Origin of the sequence: Nocardia salmonicida NBRC 13393, from assembly GCF_001613085.1 — a bacterium.
In the GTDB taxonomy this organism is placed as follows: Bacteria; Actinomycetota; Actinomycetes; order Mycobacteriales; family Mycobacteriaceae; genus Nocardia; species Nocardia salmonicida.
Genome location: NZ_BDBR01000004.1, coordinates 180,886 through 204,712, shown reverse-complemented (window position 1 = coordinate 204,712; position 23,827 = coordinate 180,886). Strand labels below are relative to the sequence as shown.

The window sequence follows — 23,827 nt, the reverse complement described above, 5'->3', positions numbered from 1 at the left end:
TATCTCGAGCAAGAGAAAGGCAAGTCGATGACAACGGCGACAGTGGTCGGCAGCGGCCCCAACGGACTGGCCGCGGCCATCACCCTGGCCCGCGCGGGCGTGGAGGTGACGGTGCTCGAAGCGGCCGACACGATCGGCGGCGGCACCCGCTCGAGCGAGGCGATCGTGCCGGGTCTGCTGCACGACCACTGTTCGGCCATTCATCCGATGGCCGTGGGCTCGCCGTTTCTGCGGCGCATCGACCTGGAACGCTACGGATTGCGATGGGCGTGGGCGGAACTCGACTGCGTCCACCCCCTCGATGACGATACTGCCGCAGTGCTGCACCGTTCGGTCGTCGAGACCGCCAAGGGCCTTGGCGCCGACGAACGGCTGTGGCGCACGTTGTTCGAACGCCCGGTCGCGAACTACGACGAGTTCGGCGACGACATCATGCGCCCACTGCTGCGGATTCCCCGGCATCCGATCCGTTTGGCGCGCTTCGGTATTCCGGCGACCGCACCCGCCACGCTGCTGGCGCGAGCCTTCCGCACCGAAGCGGGACGGGCACTGTTCGGCGGCGTCGCCGCACACGCTTTCCATCCCCTCGAGCATCCGTTTAGCGCCAGCATCGGGCTCGGCATCTTGACGGCGGGGCACCGATACGGCTGGGCGGTCGCGGTCGGCGGATCCCAGCAGATCGCCGACAGCATGGTCGCGGTACTGGCCGACCACGGCGGAAAGGTCGAGACCGGCGTCCGCGTACGCTCTGTCGCCGACCTACCACCCTCCGACATCACCATCTGGGATCTCGCCCCGACTGCGGTCGCGGAGATCCTCGGTGACCAGCTCCCCACACGAATTGCGCGGGCCTACCGCCGATTCCGGTACGGCCCCGGCGCTTTCAAGGTCGACTTCGCCGTAGACGGCGGCGTCCCGTGGACCAGCGAGGCTGCCCGCAGCGCGGGCACAGTGCACCTCGGCGGCTCCTTCGCCGAGGTCGCCGCGGGCGAACGCGACATCCACGCCGGCCGAATGCCACAGCGCCCCTTCGTCCTGGTCGGCCAGCAATACCTCGCCGACCCTCGGCGATCCGCGGGATCGGTGCATCCCGTGTGGACCTACGCCCACGTCCCCAACGGTTACACCGGCGACGCCACCGAAGCGATCATCGCCCAGATCGAACGCTTCGCACCAGGCTTCCGCGACCGCGTCGTCGGCCTGACCGCCCGCACCACAGCAGAATTCGCCGACTACAACCCCAATTACGTCGGCGGCAACATCATGACCGGTGCCAAGAACATCCCCCAGCTGGTCTTCGGCCCCCGAAAAACCCTGCAGCCCTACGACACCGGCCTCCCTGGCCACTATCTGTGCTCGGCAGCGACCCCGCCCGGCCCCGGCGCGCACGGCATGTGCGGGGCCAACGCCGCAGAACGAGCGATGCGACGGCTGCGATGATCGGGGCCGCCCGGCTGCGGTGTGCTTGCCCTGTAGCCAACGCGGCCTGAGCCCGACCGCACTGCAACGCCGCGTGGCAACAGGACTACGTCGACAGCCGGGTGGTCAGGTCGTCGATGTAGGTGCGGAAGAGCTCTGCCATGTCGACGCGCTCGGGGTCGAGGAGCCATTGCAGTTGCAGGCCGTCCATCATGGCCGAGATCTGACGGGCTACGGCGCGGGTATCGATGTCGGGGCGGAAGGTGCCGTCGGTGACGCCGCCATCGAGGGCACCGGCCAGGTAGGTCTCCAGGATGCGGTAGCGATTGACCACCCAGGCGCGGGCGGGGTGGTCGCTGGTGACTGCTTCGCTGGTGACGACGGTGAAGAGTTGGACGAGGCCGGGGACGTGCATGTTGTGCTCGACCAGCCGGACCAGTTGTTGCAGGGCGTCTTTGCCGAGCAGTTGGCGGTTCATGCCGAGGCGGTCGTAGTCGAGGCGATCGCGGTAGTCCAGGACCGCGGCCAGCAGGGCCGCCTTGTTCGGGAAGTAGTGCAGCAGGCCGGGCTGGGAAAGTCCGCAGCGCGTGGCGATATCGGCGATGGAGGAGTTGTGGTAGCCGTTTTCGGCGAAGCTCCCGAGCGCCTGGTCGATGATCTGCTCGCGGCGGTCCTCACCCCGTCTCCGGCGTTGGGGATGCGGCGTCATGAGCAGCGACAGTAGTCGAACGGGGGGACTCGTAAAACCGGACAGATAACAAACGGGTAACATTACCGAGTGGTCACTCGGTAGACTGGTTGTCCGCTGGCACACTCGTGCCAGCCGTACCTGGACGGGCGTGCGAGGAAGGACAGCCGATGACTCAGGGCACCGAGATGCCGATCGAATCGATCACGTTGCGAGGAGGTGCGGGTCTGCTCGCCGGGTGGGAGGTCAACCCGCCCCTCGGTACGCCGAACCTCGGCACCGTGGTGCTGGTGCCGGGCTTCACCGGTTCCAAGGAAGACTTCGAACTCATGCTCCCGCTGCTCGCGGCGGCCGGTTATCGCGCGATCGCCTACGACCAGCGCGGGCAATGGCAGTCCGAGGGGCCCGACGATATCGCCGGCTACACGATGGCCGATTTCGTCGCCGACCTGCGCGGTGTCGTCGATCAGGTCTCGCCGGACGCGCCCGTGCACCTGGTGGGGCACTCCTTCGGCGGTTACGTCTCCCGTGTCAGCGTGGTCGACGAGCCCACGCGATTCCGCAGCCTTACGCTGCTGGCCTCGGGCCCCTCCTCGGTCGAGGACATCAAGTTCTCGCCGCCACAGCTCGTGGCGCAGGTGGTGGAGTCCGCCGGCCAGGAATTTCTCTGGCAGCAGATGAGCGATGCCATGGCTGCCGCCGGGCAGGCGCCCTCGCCCGAGCGCGCCGAATTCCTGCACAGCCGCCTCGTGCAGACCAAGAAGGCGAACATTCTCGGCATTCTGAAATGCATGGAGACCCCTCCGCTGGCTGATCCCGCCGCGCTGCGCGATGCCGGCGTGCCGTTGCTCATCGCCTATGGCGACACGAACGATCTGTGGGATCCCGAGGTCCACGAAAACTTCGCTCGCCAGCTGCGGGCCGAGACCGCGGTGTACCCGGGTATCGGACATGTGCCGAACGAGGACGTCCCCGCACAGGTGGCCGCCGATCTGGTGAACTTCTGGAAAGAGCTGGCATGAGCGACAACCTCGAAGAGCTGCTGGAAAAGCTGGACCTGGAGGCCAAGATCCGGCTCATCTCCGGATCCAATGTCTTCCGCTTCGCCGGTGACGAGAGCATCGGCCTGACCGAGATGCCTGTGTCCGACGGTCCCTCCGGTGTGCGCGGCGAGACCTGGGACGAGCGCGACCCCTCGGTGAGCCTGCCGTCCGGTTCGGCGCTGGGCGCCACCTGGGATCGCGAGCTGCTCGCCGAGATCGGTGGGCTCATCGCCGCCGAGGCGCGCCGCAAGAATGTGTACGCGGTGCTCGGCCCGACCATCAACCTGCACCGATCCCCGCTCGGCGGACGGCATTTCGAATGCTTCTCCGAGGATCCGATGCTCACCGCAGAGATGGCCGCCGCCTATGTGACCGGCGTCCAGGATCACGGCGTCAGCGCGTGCCCGAAGCACTACGTGGCCAACGACTCCGAAACCGAGCGCTTCACCGCCGACGTGATCGTCGACGATCGCACCCTGCGCGAGCTGTACCTGTACCCGTTCGAACGGTCCGTGGATGCGGGCGCGTGGATGATCATGGACGGTTACAACTCCGTCAACGGTGTCACTATGACCGAAAACCCCTTGCTTGACGAGCCTTTGAAGGGCGAGTGGGGCTTCGACGGCGTGGTGGTCTCGGACTGGATCGCCGTGCGCTCCACCGAGGGCGCCGCCATGGGTACTGACCTGGCCATGCCGGGCCCGTGGGAACTCTGGGCCGCGCCGCTGATCGAGGCCGTGCGCAACGGTACGGTGCCCGAGACCGCGATCGACGAAAAAGTCCGCCGCATACTGCGATTCGCGCAGCGAGTGGGCGCGCTGAACGGAACCCCGCGGCAAACACCGGCTTTCACCGATGAAGCGGCGCGCCGGTTGGTTCGAGACGCCGCCGCCAAAGCGATGGTGCTCGCCACCAACGACGGTGTACTGCCGATGAGCGAGCCCGCCCAGGTCGCCCTGCTGGGCGCGGCCGCCGCGGAGCCGCGCTTCGGTGGCGGCGGCAGCTCGACAGTCGTTCCATCACACACGAGTTCGCCGCTACAGGGCCTGCGCGAGGTGCTGCCGGTGGTCTACACGCCGGGCGTTCACCTCAACGAGAACATGATCGCGGTGCCGTTGGATCTGGTCACCGATCCGGAGACCGGCACGGCGGGCGTGAACCTGCGCTTCCTCGACGGTGAGACGGTCCTGAATTCCGAGCACCGCACCGCGGGCAATCTCATGCTCTTCGGCACACTCTTCGCCGTGCAGGCCAAGTCTTTCGAGATCCGTGGTCGCCTGCGCGCCGATGTGGCGGGGGAGTGGCGGATCGGCTACGCGGGTGTCGGCACGCTGCGTCTGGAGCTCGACGGTGAGACCGTGCACAGTGAGACCGTCTTCCCCGAGGGCGGCGATCCGGTCGAGATGTTGCTGAATCCGCCGCAGCGCTGGGTCGGCCGCACCCTCGCCGAGGGCGAAGAAGTCGATGTGCTCATCGAACTGGTTCCCGCGCTCGACAAGGGTCTGCCCGCCATGGGTCTCACCTTCGGCATCGGTCGCCCGCGCCGCTCCGCCGACGAAGAGTTCGCTGCCGCAGTGGAACTGGCGCGCACCTCCGACGTCGCTGTGGTCGTGGTCGGAACCACCGAGGCGATCGAATCCGAAGGTTACGACCGCAAGGATCTGTCGCTGCCCGGCCGCCAGAACGAACTGGTGGCGGCGGTGGCCGCGGTGAACCCGCGCACGGTCGTGGTCGTCAATTCCGGTGCGCCGGTGGAGATGCCGTGGCGCGACGATGTCGCCGCCGTCCTGCTTTCGTGGTTCCCGGGCCAGGAATTCGGTGATGCGCTCGCCGATGTCCTCACCGGTGCGACCGAGCCCGGCGGCCGTCTGCCCACCACCTGGCCCAAGGTCATGACCGACGTGCCGGTTCTGGACACCAAGCCCGCCGCCGACAACTCCCTGCCCTACACCGAGGGCATTCACATCGGCTATCGCGCCTGGCTGAAATCCGGGGTGGCTCCGGCCTATCCGTTCGGGCACGGGCTCGGCTACACCAGCTGGGAACTGGTGGACCTGACCGTGAGCGGTCACACCGCCACCGTCACCGTGCGCAATATCGGCGAGCGTTCGGGCCGCCAGGTGGTGCAGGCGTACCTGTCGCGCGCGGACAGTGCCATCGACCGTCCGGTGCGGTGGCTCGCGGGCTTCGCCGCGGTCGAGGCCGGTGCGGGCGAAACCGTCACAGCCACCATCGAATTGCCGCAGCGGGCCTTCGAGCACTGGACCGACCAGGGCTGGGACGTCGAACCGGGTGCATTCACCCTGCACGTCGGCACGTCGGTATCCGTACTCCCGCTCACCGCTGAAATCAGCTGATACACCCCCTCGTCTCTGTGGCGAGCCACCTCGTCGTCCCGGCCGCGCAATCCCGGGACGACGAGGTGGGCTGAGGCGAGGGACCTTCGCGTCGATCGTTCTCGATGAAGCCGCGGCGAACTTCCTGTTCACGCTTTCTCTCACACCCTGGATTTCACCGTGGCGAACACTGATGCCAAATTCTCTGTCGACGAAACACCTTCTACTGCAAACGCTCCCACCAAGGGCTTGCTGCCTCTTCTCTTCGTCGGCAATGCCGCGATGTACGCGCTGTACTCCGGTGTCGGTGGGGTGCTGCTGCCCCTGCAGATCGAGCACATCGACCCGGCGAACAAGATCGCCAACCTCGGACTGGTCGCCGGTGTCGCCGCGGTCTTCGCCACCGTGTTCAACCCGGTCGCGGGTGCGCTGTCGGATCGCTCCGGCCGGCGCAATCCGTGGATTCTCGCCGGTGGCCTCGGCACGATCGCCGCCATGGCACTGCTCGGCAACATGCACACCGTGCTGCTGGTAGCCATCGCCTGGTGCGTGGGGCAGGCGGTCATGAATATCTATCAGGCCGCCATCACCTCGGTCGTCCCGGATCGAGTGCCCCTCGAACGCCGTGGAACGGCCTCGGCAGCGGTCGGCCTCGGCGTCCCGCTGGGGTCGGTGATCGGCGTGGTGCTGGCCTCGGTCGTCGCCGACCGTTACAGCGCCGGTTATCTCGCTCTCGGCGTGCTGGTCGCCGTGGCCGCGGTGATATTCACCGCCGGAGCGCGTGAACAACGAATGCCGCCCAAAAAGGCTGTGCCCCTGCGTACTCAGGCGGCGGCGTTCCTGAGTGTGTTGCGCGAGCAGGACTTCCGCTGGGCGTTCATCGGCCGTGCGCTGCTCGTACTCGGCTACTTCTGTGTGGTCGGCTATCAGCTCTATATCCTGCAGGACCACATCCGGCTGCCGGAGGGAATGAAACCCGCTACCGCGGTGGCTGTTCTCACGCCCATTTCCGCGGTGGGAATGACGCTGTCGACGATCCTCGGCGGCATTCTGTCCGACCGACTCGACCGCCGTAAACCATTCGTGGCGATCTCGTCGCTGCTGGCGGCGGTGGCGCTGCTGATCCCGGTGTTCAGTCCGACCTGGGGCGGCATGCTCACCTTTTCCCTGTTGAACGGCTTGGCGTTCGGATGCTTCATGGCGGTGGACACCGCCCTGGTCACGATGGTGCTGCCCAAGGCCGAGGACGCCGCCCGCGATATGGGCGTGCTGAATATCGCCAGCGCGGGCCCGCAGATTCTCGCGCCGTTCGTGGCGTCGGCGGTGGTCAGCCTGGTCGGCTACGCACCGCTGTTCGTTCTCGGTGGTTTGCTCTCGGTACTGGGGGCACTCGCCGTCGTGCCGATCCACTCAGTGCGCTGATCAGCGCACGGACGTTCCGTCGACGCTGCACGGTTCCGATCTCGTGGTGGGCACGTTCGGCGGCGTCGAACAGCTCGCGAGTCTGAGCCGATTGAGCTCCGTGGAGGCGTAGATTCGGCATCGCTGCTGATCGTGAGCGTTCCTCGACGAAGGGATCTCTGTCATGAGCAAGTCGCCCAGGCATCGCCGATGCCGCAGAGCAGGTGCGGTGCTCGCGGTCGTGCTCGCCATCGCCGCGGGCGGCTGCACTACGCAGGAGAAGTCCGACGGCTCCTCGCCGGTCGACAGCGCCGAAGCGGCGAAGATCGCCGACATCGTGCGCACCAAGATGAGCGAACTCGACCTCAGTTCCGTGGTCTACGGCGCATGGCGAGGTGAGGATCGGATCGCTCTCGGGGCGCTGGGCGGATCACCGCTCGGTGTACCCGCGACCACGGATATGCGATTGCGGGTCGGCCAGCCGATGGAACCCATGCTGTCCACGGTCCTGTGGCGACTCGACGGACACGGCGTGCTGAAACTCGACGAACCCATCGCTCGCTGGCTGCCCGATTTCCCCCGCGCCGACAAGATCACCCCGCGAATGCTCGCCGACAGCACCTCCGGGATTTCCGACTATGTGACCGAACCGGAGTTCCTGAAGATCTTCGGTGAGAACCCGATCCGCGAATGGACCGCACCGCAACTGCTCGAGCGCGCTAACGCCCGCCCACCACTGTTCGAGCCGGGCACCAGCTTCGCCTACGCCCACAGCGACCTGGTCGTGCTCGGCGAAGTCCTGCAGAAGGCGGCAGGCAAGCCACTGAGCGAGCTGATCGCCGAACACATCACCGTCCCGCTGGGGATGCACGCCAGCACAGTAGTACTCAACCCACAGATCGACGAACCGATCCTGCACGGCTACACCAACGAACGAAACTTCTTCGAAGACTCCACCTTCTGGAACCCCACCGCCTTCCTGCACAGCGGCAACATGAACTCCACCGTCGCCGATGTCGGCCGCTGGGTCCGCGCCCTCGGCACGGGCGAACGACTCACTCCCGACCAGTTCCAGCAGATGATGGGCCCGTCGACCGCGGGCCTCGGCCCCTTCACCACAGAGAAATACTTCGCCTTCGGGGTGGTCCATCTCGCCGACTGGCTGTTCATGAACCCGTCCTACGGCGGCTACGACGGCGTCGCCTTCTACGACACGAAAACCGAGACGACCGTCGTCGTCTACGCCACCCTGGGCCCGACGTCCAACTCGAACCAGAACAACGCCGTCGGCATCGGCACGGCGATCAGTACCCTCTTGGTCCCCGAGCGCCCACCGGCGGTTCCCTGAGCAGTCACCTGCTCGGATCCACACGCACGGTAGCCAGTATCTTCCACGCCCGTAATGCGGACCGAGATCGCGGTTCGCGCGGAACTCAGTGCACGGCAGCGACTTCCGGCGCGGAAACCAGGCTGAGCAGAGCGTCGACGAGGGTGTCGATCAAGGCGTCCGCGCGTTCGGGCGACAGCAGTCCCTCGATATAGCCGAGGTTCAACGACAATTCGTCGGTGCTGTGGCCGACGGTCAGCATCATCAGACCGCTGATCGACATACCGGAAACGACTTCGGCGCCGGAGACCTCCCACGCACCGATGCGGGCGGGAAAGTCGCGGGTGTCGACGAAGGTCAGGCACAGGTTGCCCGGCCCGCGAGCGTCCAGCAGGTTCACCACCTTCTCCGGTTGTGCCGGTGTCTTGGGCAGCATGAACCCGATTCCACCCAGGTTGGCCAGGTGCTGGCGCTGTTCGATACGACTCGCGAAGTCGGTGGCGAACGCGGCGGCGGTCTTCCAGAGTGGCTGTCCTGCCGGTGTCGGCAGCGCGATCATCGCCTGGTAGGCGCCGGTGTGGGTGGCGTCGAGCGGTCGCTCGAGTTGCTCGCGGAACAGCACCGAGACACCGACCGGGAAGTGGGCTTCCGGCGCACCGGCATCGTTTCCCGCCGCGCGGGCGAGTGCGGCGGCGACCACACTCGACAGCGGTACGTTGTGTTCATCGCAGGCGGCCAGGAGCGCTCGGTACTCGGTCCCGTCCACTACCCGGTGCGTCAGCTTGGTGAAACGCTGCGTGGGCGCGACTTCGGCCCCGGCACTGACTCGCACCGGTTTGACCCGCAGGTCGCGCAACCCATCAGCCGCCAGCCGGGCGATGGCCTTGCGCTTGCCCCGCCAACCTTGGAATGGCCGGGGGAACAAGGCTTCCGGGGAGGGTGGCGCGGGCACCTCGGCGACCCAGCCGCCGGCTTCGGCGGCGAGCTCGAGCACCTGCCGGGCGAACGACAGCACGGTCACCGCGTCGGCGATGGTGTAGGTGGAGGTCAGCACCAGGTCGTGGATGCCGGGCGCGGCGGTGATCAAGGTGGCGCGCAGAAGTGGCGCCGCCGGGTCGAATCGTGTCCGCAACTCGGTGTCGACCTCGGCGGTCCAGTCCCCGGATGTCGCCTCGCGCAACGGAATCGGCCGCATCGCGATCGGAACGAAGCGAGGCCGACGGCCGTCTTCGCTGCGCACCACAGCGTGCAGCATCGGATGCCGCCGAGTCAGGGCGGCCAGCCCGGCGCGGACCGCGTCCGCGTCGAGATCGCCGGTGACGCGCACCCGCGACACGATGTGCAGCGGCGCTACCTGGTCCACGGTCCAATGCCAGCGTTCGAGGGTGGACAACGGACGGGGCAGCGCGGCGACCGGTTCGGGATCGCCCAGACCTGGCCAGGTCATCGGTTCGGCCAGACTGGCCTGCAGCTTCGCCTCGTTGCCCTTGGCGATGAAGCCGTCGCGAACGACGATCAGCGCGCGATTGCGGGTCTGTTCGAGGCGGCCCAGCTTGCGGGATCCGTCGACGAGCATCGTGGTGCGCGGAATCCGCCGTTGTTCGTAGACCCGCAGCGCGGTGTGGGCGTCGTCGTGGGTGGCCAGCGCGTGCGCGAGCACCACCGCGTCCTCGATCGCCGAGTTCGCGCCTTGGCCCAGGCTGGGCAGCATCGGGTGGGCGGCGTCGCCGAGCAGGGTCACCCGACCGCTGCCCCACTCGGTCAGCGGCGGCCGGTCCTGAGCAGGCAGCGCGAGGATGTCGGATTCCGGCGTGGCGGTGATGATTTCGATGATTTCCGGTGCCCAGCCCGCGAATCTGCTGAGCAGATCGTCCTTGCCGTGCTGCCAGTCGGCGGCTTGCTCGGCGGTGGTGGTCAGGGTGGCCCACCAGTAGACATTGCCGTGCCCGATGTCGTGGATGCCGAAGCGCATGCCCCTGCCCCAGTAGTGGATCGAGGCGCCCGGCTCGATCGCCGGGTGCGCGAACGGCACCAGCGCCAGCCAGCACACGAACTTGCCCGGCCGTGGCGCCTCGGTGCCGTGCAGCTGGGCGCGGATCGCGGAGTTGATGCCGTCGGCGCCGATGAGTACATCGGCGCCGAGGGTGCGGCCGTCGGCGAACTCGACCTGCACCGCGTCGGCGGTCTCGGTGAAGCCGACCGCCTCGGCGCCGAGTTCGACCCGCAGATCGTCGCCGCATGCCGCCAGCAGCACATCGTGGAGGTCCTTGCGGGCGAGTGCGACTGCGGGAGCGCCCAATTCGGCGTCGATCGCGGTCACGTCGACCCGTCGCATGTCCGAACCGTCGGGTCGGCGGAAGGTGAACGATCGAGCCTGTCCGCCGACGCGCAGCAGTTCCTCGTCGATGCCGAGGTCGAGCGTGCGCAGTGCGTTCATGGCGTTGGACTGCACCGACAGGCCGAATCCGGCCGCGCGCAGTTCCGGGCCGCGCTCGCACAACACGACATCGATTCCGGCCCTGCGCAGGGCCGCGACGGCCGTGAGACCGCCGATGCCTGCGCCGACCACCAGTGCCGATTTCACGGGAGAGTTCACTGAAATTCCTTGCTGTATAGCGGGATTCGACAGGGTCATGATGCGGTCGCCGCCGCTTGTTCGAGCAATCGCGTGAGTCGGGCGGCTACCTCGGCGACATGGGGGGACTGGATCAACGTCAGGTGATCACCCGGCACCTCGATCACCTCGAGATGGCCTGTCGCGTAGGCGTCCCAGCCGTTGGTGGGATCGCGATGCAGGGTGCCCGCCCGGTCGTGGGCGGGACGAAGCACCTGCGGCAGTGGCTCCGCGGCGCGCAGCAGGGTGATGTCACCGTCGTAGGCCTGCGGCCGGTAGGCGTCGATCGCTCGCCACCCTGCCACGAACACCTCGAACAATCGCCGGACCAGCGCACGGGACCCGGTCGGCGGTAGCACGCCTGCTTCGACGGCGGTGGCGAGGATGAAATCGAAGACGGCATCGTCGGTGTCGAGCTCCTGCGGGATCTCGATCACGGCGGTGTCGGCGCCGCGCGCCAGCCACAGCAACTCCCACAGGAAGAACTCGTAGAGCGCGTGCTCGGGCACCGGCATGCCGTCGCCGTGGCGCACGGTCATCGTGTCGATGAGTGCCAGCGTGCCCACCTCGTGACCGGCCTCGGCCAGTTGGCGGGCCATTTCGAAGGCGACCATCCCGCCCAGCGACCAGCCGCCCAGATGGTAGGGCCCCGCCGGTTGGACGCGGCGCAGCGCGGCGATGTAGTTGCTCGCCATCTCCGCGATGGACTCGGCCGGGGTGCTTCCCGTCTCCAGACCCGCGGCCTGGAGGCCGTACAGCGGCTGGTCACCGGGCAGGTATCGGCTCAATTCGAGGTAGCAGAGCACATTTCCGCCGATCGGGTGCACGAGGAACAGCGGCGTCCCGGCACCCGGTCGCAGGGGCACCAGCGGATCGAATCCCACCTCGGCCCGTTCGTCGAGCTGCTCGGCCAGCGCGGCCACCGTGGGACCGGTGGCCAAGGTGGAGACCGGCAGGGACACCCCGTAGCGCTGTTCGATGGACACGATCAGCCGCATCGCGGTGAGGGAGGTGCCCCCGAGAGCGAAGAAGTCGTCGTGCACGCCGATCTCGGGCAGGCCGAGAGCCTCGGCCATCAGTGCCGCCAGCCCCGATTCGGCGGGTGTGCGCGGGCGAACCCGACCCGCCGAGGTAGCGGCGGGCAGCGCCATGCCGGCCAGGACGGCGTCGGCTCGCTTGCCGCTCGGTGTCAGCGGCATCGCGTCGAGCCAGACCAGACGACTGGGAATCATGTAGTCCGGCAACCATTCCCGCAGCGCGGCAGCGATCTCCGATTCGTCGACATCGCCGCGGGAGCCGACCAGGAAGGCCACCAGCAGCGTCTGTGCGCTGGAAGTCCCCGCGGCGGTGTGCGCCACTACGGCGACCTCGCTGACGCCGGGCACATCCGCGGTGACGCGGTGCAGCGCCAGCTCTACCTCCATCGGCTCCACTCGATGCCCGCGAATCTTGACCTGGCCGCCGCGCCGGCCGTCGCTGATCACCGCACCGCTGGGCAGCCTGCGGCCGATATCGCCGGTGCGATAGAGCCGATTCCCCGGCGCGAACGGGTGTGGCACGAAGGCCGCCTCGGTGAGATCGGGCCGGTGCTCGTAGCCGTCGGCGAGTGCGGCGCCACCGAGATAGATCTCGCCGGGCACGTTGTCGGGCACCGGGCGCAGTCGGTCGTCGAGGACGAGGATCTCCACCCCGTCGATGGCGGTGCCGATCGGTGGCAGCGCCGGGAACAGCGCCGGGTCGCCGGTCATCGTGTACCGGGTGGCGACATGGGTTTCGGTGGGACCGTACTGGTTCTCCAGCAGCACCTCGGTACCAGCCGCGCACAGTGCCCGGATCTCGTCGGTGACGCGCAGTTGCTCGCCGGCGGAGATGATCACCCGCAGCCCGGCCGGTGCCGTGCCGAGCCGGATCGCGGCCTCGGCCAGCTGCTGCAAGGCCACGTAAGGAAGGAAGATCCGTTCGGCGCCGGTGCTCGCCAGCAGTCGTGCCAGCGCGGGCAGATCGCGGCGCTGCTCCTCGCTCAGCAAGATGAGGCGTCCGCCGCCACACAGCGTCGAATAGATCTCCTGGAACGACACATCGAACGACAACGGAGCGAATTGTGTTGTCGCCGGTGCGGGCAGAGCGCCGCTGGCGGTCGAGAGCTGCCAGCGGATCAGATTGGCCAGCGCGCGATGTGGCATGGCCACGCCCTTCGGCGTTCCCGTGGAGCCGGAGGTGAACAACACGTACGCGGTGGCGTCGAGATCGCCCGTCGGCAGCGCGACGGTGTCACCCGGAGCGATCAGTTCGTCGACGGTGAGTCGCGAATACCGTGGTGGCACCAGGGTTTCGTGGCCCGCGCCGGTGATCACCGCGAACGGCCGCGCCTGTTCGAGCATCGCGTGCAGACGCGAGGGCGGATAACTGACATCGAGCGGTACGCAGGCCGCGCCCGCCTTGGCGATGCCGAGCACCGTTGCGATCTGTTCGGGCGATCGGTCCAGTGCCATCGCGATGCGATCGCCCCGGCGCGCCCCGCGTGCCACCAGGCTCGCCGCGATGCGGTCGGCGATCGACAGCAATTCCGCGTAAGTCATGGTCCAGCCGCAGAACTCGACGGCGACCGCATCGGGTGTGCGGGCCGCGCAGGCATCGAACAGCTCGATCACCGTGCCGGGTGCGGGCGCGGCGACCAGTGGTTGCGGGGCGGAGCCGAGCGAGCCGAAGTCCACCGTGGCCGAGGGATCGCCGGTGAGCAGGTCGAGGACCCGCAGGTAGGTCTCGCCGACGCTGACCAGCTGATCGCGGGTATAGGACGCGGGGTCGCCGTCGACGCGCAGCGCCAGCGTTCCGTCGAGCGGGTTGCGGACGGCGTTGATCAGCAGAGCGAAATTGGTGTCCTCGCGAATGTCGATGCCGAGCAGGGTCACGTCCAGCGCGTTCATGGCCGCGCCCGCGGCATGGAAGTGCACGTAGTTGAACGCGGTGTCGAGGACGACGCCCACCTCACGCTGGATGTCGGTGAGCGGGAACCGCTTGTGCTGTGCGCTGTTGCGCTCGCGCTCGAAGACGCCTGTCAGCACCTCGCGCCCGCTGCGGCCGGTGAAGTTCAGCCGCAGTGGCATCGTGTTCAGGAACAGCCCGGCCATGCGCTCGGCATCGATGCGCTCGGGCCGCCCGTGGGTGACGACGCCGGTGGTCACATCCGTGCGACCGGACAGGAGGCCGACGGTGCACAGGTGCGCGGCCAGCAGGACCGCCTTGACCGGGATATGCGCGGCGGCGGCCACCGCGTCGGCGCGGGCCAGCAGATCGGCGCCGACCGGAACCGACACCGAAACGCGCGCCTGCGGCGGACCCACGGGCAGCGTCGCATCGACGGAAACATGGGGACGCGATCCGGGGACACGGATCGTCTCCGCGCCTTCCAGTTCCCTTGTCCAGTATTTGCGGTCGGCCGGATCGTCCAGCGAATCACGCTCGGCGCGAACGTATTCGGCGAAGGACGGTAGTTCGGCGGGGTAGGTGCCCGCGCCCCGATAGTCGGCCAGCAGTTCCGAGATCAGCGTCGCCACACTCCAGCCGTCGAGGATGGCGTGGTGGAACGAGAGCACCAGCTCGATCCGGTCGGCGAGCCGGAACACCGCGAGGTCGAAAAGGCCCGGCTGCTCGAAGACGTACCGGCGCAGGCGTCGTTGCTCGACATGGTCGCGAATCGAGGCGCCGGCCTCGTCGGTGTCGGTCGTGCGCAGGTCGATGATCGTCAGTGGCGGATCGAGGTGGGCGTGCACGAGTTGTAGTGGCTCGGAGTAGCCGGCGAGCTCGAAGGAGGTGCGCAGCATCGGGTGCCGGGCGACCGATCGCCGCAGTGCGGCGCGCAGGGCGGCTTCGTCCCACGGCATCCGCAGCGAATACCGGAAAACATCGTGGTAGAGCGATGACTCGGCACGTTCGCGGCTGTGGAACAGCATGCCCAGCTGCAACCTGGTCAACGGGTACGCGTCCACCACGTGCGGTAAGCGTGCCCGGTCGATGCCGGCCACCAGCTCGAACGGTGCGAGGGCCGCGGCGGCGACAGCGCCGGTGCCCGCCCGCTCGGCCAGTTCGGCGATGGTGGGGCATTCGGCGATGTCACGGGCGCTGATCACCAGCCCCCTGGCCTCGGCCCTGGCTCGTACGCGCAGCAGCAGGATCGAGTCGCCACCGAGGTCGTAGAAGTTGTCGAACACCGAGACCGACTCGCGGTCGAGCACCTCGCGCCAGATGAGCGCCAACTGTTCCTCGACCGGTGTCCGTGGCGCGGTGTGCCCGACGGTCGGGTTCTCGGCGGTGATCGCGGCGAGTGCGGCGCGGTCGGCCTTCCCGCTCGGGGTCAGCGGAATCGCGTCGACCCGAACGAACAGCGACGGAATCATGAACTCCGGCAAGGTCTTCGCCAAGGCAGCACGCAGCGCGGCGGGCTCCATTGCGGATGCCGCCACACAATAGGCGGCCAGATAGGTGGCACGCTCGGGCGACTGACGGTCGATGACCGTGGCAGCGGTGATGCCGGGCAGTGCGGCCAGCGCGTTCTCGACCTCGCCCAGCTCGACCCGGTTCCCGCGGATCTTCACCTGCCGGTCGATGCGGCCGAGATACTCCAGTTCTCCGTCGGCGAGGCGGCGAGCCAGATCACCGGTGCGATACATCCGCTCGCCCGGATGGAACGGGTCGGCGACGAACTTCTCCGCTGTCAGTTCCGGGCGGTCGCGGTAGCCGCGCGCCAGACCGGCTCCGGCGATGCACAATTCGCCCGCGACGCCGACCGGCTGGGGCTGGTCGGCGGGGCCGAGCACATACAGGCGGGTGTTGTCGATCGGTCGGCCGATCGGCACCCGGGTCACCGTCTGGGCCGGGTCGACGGGGCAGTCGTAGTAGGACACGTCCACGGTGGCCTCGGTCGGGCCGTACAGGTTGACCAGGCGGGGCGCGGTGGCACCCAGTCCGGCGAAAGTCCGATTCCATCGGTTGACCTGATGGGGGAGTAGCGCTTCACCGCTGCAGAACACCGTCCGCAGTCCGGCGGCCCTGTCCACCGCGGCCGGGTCGGATTCCAGCAGATCCAGAAAAGGCGTCAGCATCGACGGCACGAAATGCATGACCGTGACCCCGAAGTCGGCGACAGCGGCGAGTAGTTCGCGGGGATCCTTCTCGCCACCGGGCCGCAGCAACGCCACCTGGGCGCCTTCGACCGCCCACCAGAACAGCTCCCACACCGACACATCGAACGAGGAGGGCGTCTTCTGCAAGATCACATCCGTGGGGCCGAGCGGATACTGCCGCTGCATCCAGCCGATGCGATTGATAGCCGAATGATGCTCGACCACCACGCCTTTGGGGCGACCAGTGGAGCCTGACGTGTAGATCACGTAGGCCGGGTCCGAGCCCGTGGGGACCGGAGTCCGCGCCGGTGTGTCCGTCGACCAGTTCTCCGGTGACAGCACGACTGCTCCGCTGGACAGCTCGGCGTCGGTCAGCACCACCTTGGCGGCGCTGTCGGCCAACAGGTAGGCGATCCGGTCGGCCGGATAGCCGGGGTCGATCGGGACGTAGGCGGCTCCGGCGTGCAGGGCGGCCAGGATCGCGACGAGCATGTCGGGACCGCGCTCGAGCAGCACCGCGACCAGATCGCCCGCCTCGACCCCGGCATCGCGGAGCACACCGGACAGGGCGGCGGCGCGGTCGGTGAGCGCGCGGTAGGTGATCGTGGCTCCGGTCGCGGTGTGTACCGCGACCGCGTCCGGCGTGCGCTCGGCCTGGGCCGTGATCCGGGCGATGACGGTGCTCTGGTCCGGGTAGGGATGCGCCGTCGCGCGAGCGCGGTCGACCAGCAGGTCGTGCTCGGGCGCCGACAACATCGGCAGCAGCGACGGATCGGTGTCGATGGCGTCTATCCCGGCCTCCAACAACGCGATCAGGTGATCGGCGACGGACTCGATCGGGTAGTCGACATCGAAGATGTCGGCGGCGTGATCGAGCCGGATCAGCAGCGGTCCGTCGTCATCGATCTCGGAGATCGTCCAGGCCATGGCCAGTGGGCTGTACCCCTGCGAGGGTTGCTGCACCTCCTCGAGCCCGTCGATCAAACCGGCGGCCGAGGGCAGGCGCGGATAGGCGACCGTCACATCGAACAGCTGTCTCGCCGGGTTGCCGAGGCGACGCAACTCGCCCATGAGATCGCCGAGCGGATAACGCTCGTGCTGCTTCAGGCGGCGCACATCGGCTTTCACCGTGGACACCAATTCGCGCAGGGTGCGCTGGCCCGCTGTGCGGATGGGCAGCGGAAGAGTGTTGGCGAAGTTACCGATGGTGGCCTGCTCGGTGGGGTTGACACGATTGCCGAAGGGGATGCCGATGGCGATCTCTTCGGCGCGCAGGGCCCGCGACAGGTAGAGGCCGAGCATCGCACAGAAATACGGGTACAGCGACAGGCCGGCCTCGCGAATTCGGTTGACCAGCACGCGATCCAACGTGAACTCGTAGGCTGTGACCGGTGCCAGCCCATCGGTGGCGCGGGGCCGGTCGAACAGCGCGGGGGTGAAGGCGTTCAGCCCACCGGCCACAGCGTCGCGGTCGAGGAGGTACTGATCGCCGGCCCGATAGTCACGTTCGAACGGCAGGCACCCCAGAAACGACGACCCCGGCAGCTCGATCGGATTCCCCGCCATCGTGGTGGCGTAGTCGGTGAGGATCTGGGCTCCGATGTGGAACAGCCCGGTCGCGTCGGCGGCGACGTGGTGGGTGGTCAAGACGAGGTAGGAGGACGCCGCGCCGGCACGGATGACGTGCGCCCGGAAGGGCACCGCCCCGGTGAGGTCGATCGCCGAACCGGTGAGCAGCTCGATCCGTCGCTGCGCCTCGGCTCGCGGATCGGGGGCGTCGCCGACGTCGATCACCTGGACCGGCGGCATCGGGTCGGTCGAGAGTTCCTGGTAGGGAACACCGTCGAGGACGCGGTACCGCAGTCGGAGGCCGTCGTTGCGTGCCCAGGTCCGCTCGATCGCGGCGACCATCGCGGCGACATCGACGGCGAGGGAGAAGCGGCCGACCACGCTGGAGAGATAGCTGGGCAGACCGGGAAAATGTTCCACGATCGTCCAGATGTCGCGCTGATAGGCGGTAAGTGGATAGCGCATGGAAACGGACATGGATGTACCCCTGAGGTGAAGAGCTGAAATGTGCTCGATCGCGCGGCGCTGCTGCGATCCGAATTCCGTCCGGTGGCGATCTTCGCCCGGCTGATCGGGCGATTTCACGAGTGGTCCGTGCGCCGAAAAGGCGCTCCGATCACTGTGTCATTCTGGCTATTCGATAGCCAATATTGTTGTGCCGTAATGGAAGTCACTTACGCGAATAATCGACCGGCCCGACGTCGAATTGTCCGGATAATTGGTTCCGTGAAACGAATACGACGACGAAGAACTGCATCGGGAACCAAACCGTCGCGCAGGCGATGAGTCAGTTCTCACGCACCGCGATGTGACGGTGGACTCGTCGCAGAAATGCCGGTGCCCACCAGTTCGCGGTTCCCAGCAGGCGCATGAAGGCGGGTACCAACACGCCACGGACCACCGTGGCATCCATCAGCACCGCCAGCGTCAGGCCCACGCCCATCAATTTTGTGAAGGCAACCTCTGAAAATGCCAGTCCCACACAGACAATCGCCATCAGCGCGGCCGCAGCGGTGACGATGCGGCCGGTGCGCTCCAGCCCGTAGGCGACCGCGTCGGCCGTCACGCCCCGCGCCCGGTGCTCCTCGGCGATCCGGGACAACAAGAACACCTCGTAGTCCATCGACAGCCCGAAGGCCAAGCAGAAGACGAGCACCGGCACCGGGGCGGCCAGGTAACCGGTTTCGGTGAAATCGCCGACCAGCCATTTCAGGTGCCCGTCCTGGAAGATGTAGACCATCGCGCCGAAGGTCGCCGACAAGCTCAACGTGTTGAGCAGCACCGCCTTCAGCGGGATCACCACGCTGCCGGTGAACGCGAACAACAGCACGAGCATCGCGACCACGATGAGGGCGACGACCAAGGGAAGGCGCCCCGCCAAGCCGGATTTGGTATCGGCGTTCTCGGCCGTGGCGCCGCCGACCAGCAGCGGAGCGGGCGAGTCCGTTCGCCGGATGTCGTCGAGCAAGGTTTCGGCGGCCAGCGAGTACGGGTCGAGGTCGGGGATCACCATCAGATGCGCGCCCTCGGGCCCGGGCAGGCTACGAACCAGCCGTACATGGTCCAGGTGCTGGATGCGCTGTGTCAGCTCGGTCAGTTCGGGCAGCATCGCCAGCATCGCGATGACGATCGTCGCGGCGGAGAACAGTACGGTGCGCCCGGCGGTCGTCACCGTCACCCGCACCGCGGTCGGCACGTCGCGGGCCCCGTGCCGTTCCTCCCGGAATCGGCTGACCAGGAACAGGCTGTAGTCGATGCCGAGCCCGAGACCGAGCACGGTGGTCAGATTCAGCGCATAGCTGGAAACCTGGGTGAACTCGGTGAGCAACCGAAGGATTTCCAGCGTACCGATGATCGAGACCAGGCCGAGTACCAACGGCAGTCCCGCGGCGACCAGACTGCCGAAGATCAACACCAGCAGTACCAGCAGGATCGGAATCGTCACCGCCTCAGTGACTTTCATATCGTGCGAGAGTTGCTCGGTCACGTCGTGATAGCTCACCGCGGCCCCACCCAGGCGCAGGTGGAACTCGCCGTAGTCCCGATCCCGGTAGCTGTCGATCAGTCGCGACACCACCGCGTCCACCACGATCTCGTCACCGGGAACATCCACGGCGACCAGCGCCTTGCCGCGATCGGCACTGCGCAGGAACTCCGGCGATCCGGTGGACCAGTACGAGCTCACCGAGCGCACGCCCGCCACCGTGGCCAGCTCGGTGGTCAGCCGCAGGCCGGTGGTGGCGACCGAGGGCGTATCGACGGTTCCCGACGCGGCCGCGACATCCACCAGCACGATGACGTTCGGTGTTCCGGTGGTGTACTTCTCCGCCAGTACTCGGGCGGAGCGCGCGGATTCGGCGTCCGCGTTCCAGAACCCGCCGCCGGACAGTCGCTGCTGCAGCGAGGCCCCGCCCGCGCCCGCGAGGACGAGCACCAGCGCGATCACCGCGACCACGGTTTTCGGTCGACCCGCAGCCATCCGCGCGAGTACTCGCACCGCCCTCATCTCATTGCGGGCACCGCACGTGCACTCCGGCGCCGTTTCGGCGCGACGGACATCTCCACCGGCGCCGCTCGGGCCGGTAGGGTCGGCGCCGGTGCCATCCCGCAACCCGGGTCGGTGCAAGTATCGGTGCCACGAATGGCTTGTGTCACTGCATCATTCGGAGAATCTTCCCCTTCGAATTTGTCTCGCGGACAGAACGCCTCGGCCTTGCGGACGGCGTGATCACCGGTGGCGCCGGACCTCGAGCCGACCGTTGATCGGTACCAGGCTGCACCCGGCCCTGCTACCGAGCAGCAGGACGTTGGCGACTTGGAGCAGCAGAACGAGGTACGGCTTGCCCGGATGGGCCTCTCGGGGCCATTCGTGCCAGTAATGCGGTGGGTCGAGGCGGCTGTCGGGTCCGGTGGGGAGCCGTAGCCGATCGCCGGGCGCGAGGACGGTGACGTGGAGATCGGCGAGGACTCCGGTGGCTTCGTCGGACAGGGGCGCGGTCCTGGTGAGCATCGCCCACCGGTGCAGCGGAACATACGGTGGCGCCGTGGCGAGGGTGGGGACCGCCAACGCGTTGTGGTCGTAGGTCGCGGCGGCGAGTCCGGCGGGGACGAGCAAAGCGGTGACGGTGTCGTCGCATACCAGCTCGACCCCGGATCCGTCGGCGGTGATGTCGGTAGGTAGACCTCGCTGTCGATAGGCATCCATCCAGTCCCGGGGGTTCTGGAGGTGGGCTGCGTGCGGCCACGGGATGCCACGGGATCCGGTCAGGATCTCCCACGCGGCGGCGCCGAGATCGCAATCGTGGCGGCTGTGCTCGAACCAATACCGGCGGGCCTGGTCGGGGGAGATCGCCAATGGTGGGCTGTCACAATCGAACTCCTCGTTTTCGAAACCCATCGGTGTTCCTTCGGTGTCGGGCCGAGCGGCTAGGCGAGCGTCGACTACACGGTAAGCGTGCGGATCAGCGGCGCGCCCGGGCGTAGCGTCTGGCGTTATGGCTGCGAGAACCAAGCACACCCCGATCTCAGCGGGTACGAGGCGGTTGGTGGCTGCGTGCCGAACCGATATCCCGGTGCTCACTCGGCAGCTGATCGCCGCGATCTTCACCGACATCCCGGAGTGGACGGATTACTCGCCGGTCAGCCGGGAGGATCTGCACACCGCGTGTTGCCGCTATCTGACCAGGGTGCTGGATCTGGTCGCCGGTGAGGTGAGCGTCCCCGGTCGTGATGATGTCGCCGCTGCCATCGGCCGCAATCGTGCGGCGCAGGGCGTGCCGCTGGAGGTGATGTTGCGGACGTTCCGGCTCGGCGGTCAGATCGTGTGGGAGGCGCTACTCGACAAGGCAGGCGAACTCCCGCCCGCCGAGGTTCGCAAGATCGGTGTGGCCACGTGGTCGGCTATCGACGGCATGTCGTCGGCGCTGGTCACCTCCTATCGCAGCACCGAATTGGAGCAGGTACGTCGCGACGAGCGTCGTCGGCACGGCTTGATCGAGGATCTGCTGGCGGGCAGTGCCCGCGACGCGACATTCGCCGCGCGTGCCGCGCGGGAGCTGAACGTGCCCGCCCACGGCGGGTACCTGGTGGTCGCCGTGCGGGGAGAGCGCCCGAACGTGGAGATAGGTACCGAGGCCGCGTTGGCGGCCTTGGGCATCCGGTCGGTCTGGCACGACCGCGTCGAGACTGTGGTGGGGCTGGTCTCGCTCGAGCAGCGGGACGGTTCCGCGGTGCTGGACCAGGTACGGAATCGCATCCGTGGTCGAGCAGCGGCGTCACCCGTGGTGCAGGGGCTGGCGCAGATCGAGACCGGGCACGCGTTGGCGATGCTCGGCTTGGAGACCTTGCCGGACACGGAGCGGGGGTTGGTGTCGTTGGAGCAGCGCTACCCGGAAGCGCTGTTGCTGCGCTCGCCCGACCTGACCGCGCTGATGGTCACTCGCACCCTCGGCCCCGTGCTGGAACTGCCGACGAAAGAGCACCAGATCTTGTTGCGCACGCTGGCGGTCTGGCTGGAGGAGAACTGTTCGGCGGCGAATGCCGCGCCCCGACTGCACTGCCATCGCAACACCGTGATCAACCGGCTACAGCGGATCTCCGCCCTGTTGGGTCGACGACTCGAAGGACAACGGTCCTACCTGGAGCTTTCCCTCGCCTTGGCCGCGCTGGAGATGGGCGCGCGGACACCGGGCTGAGTGCCACACCGCCAGGACAGATTGGGCGCTGCGCCCATTTTCGAGCCCCTAATTCTGGGCTGTCGGTAGATTGTTTGTGCATTTGTGGACCGTGAGACTCGACAGATGATCCAAGCCACGACCGTGGATGGGTCGATCGTCGAGCTGAGGAGCACCACGAGTGCCGGAATTCGATCTATTGGTGATCGGTGGTGGACCGGGCGGATATGTGGCCGCCATCCGCGCCGCGCAACGTGGCCTGAAGGTCTGCGTGGTGGAGAAGGAGCGCCCCGGCGGTGTCTGCCTGAACTGGGGTTGTATCCCCACCAAGGCGATGCTCCGCTCGGCGGAGGTCTTCCACACCCTCGCGAGCGCAGCTGAATTCGGGGTCTACGCCGACAATGTGCGCTACGACTTCGCCGCGGTCCGGCAACGCAAGGACTCCATCGTCAAAGAACTGACCGACGGTGTGGCGGGTCTGCTGAAGGCCAACGGGGTGACGGTGATCGAGGGTCACGCCCGGTTCGTCGAGCCGACCGTGGTGGAGGTGCACGAGGTCGGCGCCTCGCCGATCTTCGACGACGGCCCCCGCTACGCCGCCGCCGCGGGAGCCGCGATTCGCCGGGTGAGCGCGCGCGACGTGATCATCGCGACCGGTTCGGTGCCGGTTCAGCCGCCGATTCCGGGCGCTGAGTTGCCCGGCGTCGTCACCTCCGACGGCGCGTTCGGGCTGACCGAGGTGCCGCAACGGTTGGTCATCATCGGCGGCAGTGCGGTCGGGGCGGAATGGGCCAGCCTGTTCGCCACGTTCGGCAGTCAGGTCACCGTCGTGGAAATGCAGGATCGCCTGGTTCCGTTGGAGGACAAGGAGATCGGCGACGCGCTCGGGCGCTCGTTCCGCAAGCGCGGCATCACCGTCCTGACCGGGGCCACGGTCACCGCTATCACCGAGGGCGACGTACTGCGGGTCTCGGTCGGCGGTCCGGCGGCAGCCGACCTGGATGCCGACGTGGTGCTCGTCGGAGTCGGGCGAGCACCCAATACCGCGGAACTCGGGCTCGATGTAGCCGGAATCGCTACGGACGCACGCGGTTTCATCGAAGTCGACGATCGACTGCGGACCGGGGTCGAGCACGTGTACGCCATCGGCGACGTGACCGGTCGGGCGTTGCTCGCCCACGTCGCCTCGCACCAGGGCATCACCGCGGCCGAGGTGATCACCGGGCACGAGGCCCACATCGATTACTCGGTCATCCCGGCCGCGACCTTCACCCACCCGGAGATCGCGAGCGTCGGGCTCACCGAAGAAGCCGCCCGCGCCGCCGGACACGAGGTGATCACCGCCAAGTTCCCGTTCGCGGCGCTCGGCCGGGCCAAGACCTTCGGCGAGACCGACGGCTTCATCAAAATCGTTGCGGGGCAAGCGCATCAGGAAGTGCTCGGCGTGCACATCATCGGCCCGTCCGCCAGCGATCTGATCGCCGAGGGCGCACTGGCGATCTCACTGGAAGCCACGCTCGACGAGCTGGCCGACACCATTCACGCCCACCCCACACTCGGCGAGATCGGTATGGAGGCGGCCATGGCCGGACTCGGACTGCCGGTGCACATCGCGCCACGCAAGCGTTGAGGAG

The 23,827-nt window shown here is 67.6% G+C and carries 12 protein-coding genes and 1 pseudogene; 7 read left to right on the top strand and 6 right to left on the bottom strand.

Features of this window, described 5'->3' with window-relative positions; translation table 11 throughout:
- The first annotated feature begins 27 nt into the window (after positions 1-27).
- Positions 28-1,440 carry a phytoene desaturase family protein gene (locus NS1_RS04965; protein WP_062982035.1) on the top strand — a complete coding sequence of 471 codons (1,413 nt, stop codon included), beginning with the start codon at positions 28-30 and terminating at the stop codon, positions 1,438-1,440.
- A gap of 85 nt (positions 1,441-1,525) precedes the next feature.
- On the opposite strand, the gene NS1_RS04960 is transcribed toward NS1_RS04965, so the two are convergent.
- Positions 1,526-2,128, bottom strand: coding sequence for a TetR/AcrR family transcriptional regulator (locus tag NS1_RS04960; protein WP_062982033.1), 603 nt, complete (start codon positions 2,126-2,128; stop codon positions 1,526-1,528).
- 149 nt (positions 2,129-2,277) lie between these two features.
- Here NS1_RS04960 and NS1_RS04955 point away from each other — a divergent pair, with 149 nt between their 5' ends.
- The 4 genes from NS1_RS04955 to NS1_RS04940 all read left to right on the top strand — a co-directional run bounded on the left by NS1_RS04955 (position 2,278) and on the right by NS1_RS04940 (position 8,235).
- A complete protein-coding gene (locus tag NS1_RS04955) occupies positions 2,278-3,129 on the top strand; it encodes an alpha/beta fold hydrolase (RefSeq protein WP_062982031.1) in 852 nt (283 codons plus the stop codon).
- Complete coding sequence (locus NS1_RS04950) at positions 3,126-5,507, top strand: beta-glucosidase family protein (protein WP_062982029.1); 2,382 nt, start codon at positions 3,126-3,128, stop codon at positions 5,505-5,507. Before NS1_RS04955 ends, NS1_RS04950 begins: the two co-directional genes overlap by 4 nt.
- Positions 5,508-5,735: 228 nt before the next feature.
- Positions 5,736-6,908: an MFS transporter gene (locus NS1_RS04945; protein ID WP_218019896.1), complete on the top strand. Its 1,173-nt coding sequence runs from the start codon at positions 5,736-5,738 to the stop codon at positions 6,906-6,908.
- A gap of 163 nt (positions 6,909-7,071) precedes the next feature.
- The gene (locus tag NS1_RS04940; RefSeq protein WP_062982026.1) at positions 7,072-8,235 is read left to right on the top strand and encodes a serine hydrolase domain-containing protein; all 1,164 of its coding nucleotides are present in this window, start codon (positions 7,072-7,074) and stop codon (positions 8,233-8,235) included.
- 85 nt (positions 8,236-8,320) lie between these two features.
- Here the strand turns inward: NS1_RS04940 and NS1_RS38530 are convergent, their stop codons facing one another.
- The 5 genes and pseudogenes from NS1_RS38530 to NS1_RS04920 all read right to left on the bottom strand — a co-directional run bounded on the left by NS1_RS38530 (position 8,321) and on the right by NS1_RS04920 (position 20,917).
- Positions 8,321-10,810, bottom strand: coding sequence for an FAD-dependent monooxygenase (locus NS1_RS38530; RefSeq protein ID WP_169812744.1), 2,490 nt, complete (start codon positions 10,808-10,810; stop codon positions 8,321-8,323).
- Positions 10,811-10,845: 35 nt separating this feature from the next.
- A complete protein-coding gene (locus NS1_RS04930; protein ID WP_063816070.1) occupies positions 10,846-17,997 on the bottom strand; it encodes a non-ribosomal peptide synthetase in 7,152 nt (2,383 codons plus the stop codon).
- A gap of 310 nt (positions 17,998-18,307) precedes the next feature.
- The gene (locus tag NS1_RS42610; RefSeq protein WP_444980718.1) at positions 18,308-19,033 is read right to left on the bottom strand and encodes an MMPL family transporter; all 726 of its coding nucleotides are present in this window, start codon (positions 19,031-19,033) and stop codon (positions 18,308-18,310) included.
- 546 nt (positions 19,034-19,579) lie between these two features.
- Positions 19,580-19,999 (bottom strand): annotated as a pseudogene (locus NS1_RS42605) (MMPL family transporter); the annotation flags it as partial.
- 249 nt (positions 20,000-20,248) lie between these two features.
- Positions 20,249-20,917 (bottom strand): hypothetical protein, encoded by a 669-nt coding sequence (locus tag NS1_RS04920; protein WP_062982022.1) that lies wholly within the window; start codon positions 20,915-20,917, stop codon positions 20,249-20,251.
- A 97-nt stretch (positions 20,918-21,014) separates the two neighbouring features.
- Between NS1_RS04920 and NS1_RS04915 the strand changes: the two genes are divergently transcribed.
- Both NS1_RS04915 and lpdA read left to right on the top strand, forming a co-directional pair.
- Positions 21,015-22,214 (top strand): PucR family transcriptional regulator, encoded by a 1,200-nt coding sequence (locus NS1_RS04915; RefSeq protein WP_062982020.1) that lies wholly within the window; start codon positions 21,015-21,017, stop codon positions 22,212-22,214.
- A gap of 160 nt (positions 22,215-22,374) precedes the next feature.
- On the top strand, positions 22,375-23,823 hold the full coding sequence (gene lpdA / locus NS1_RS04910; RefSeq protein ID WP_062982018.1) for a dihydrolipoyl dehydrogenase: 1,449 nt from the start codon (positions 22,375-22,377) through the stop codon (positions 23,821-23,823).
- The last annotated feature ends 4 nt before the right edge of the window (positions 23,824-23,827 follow it).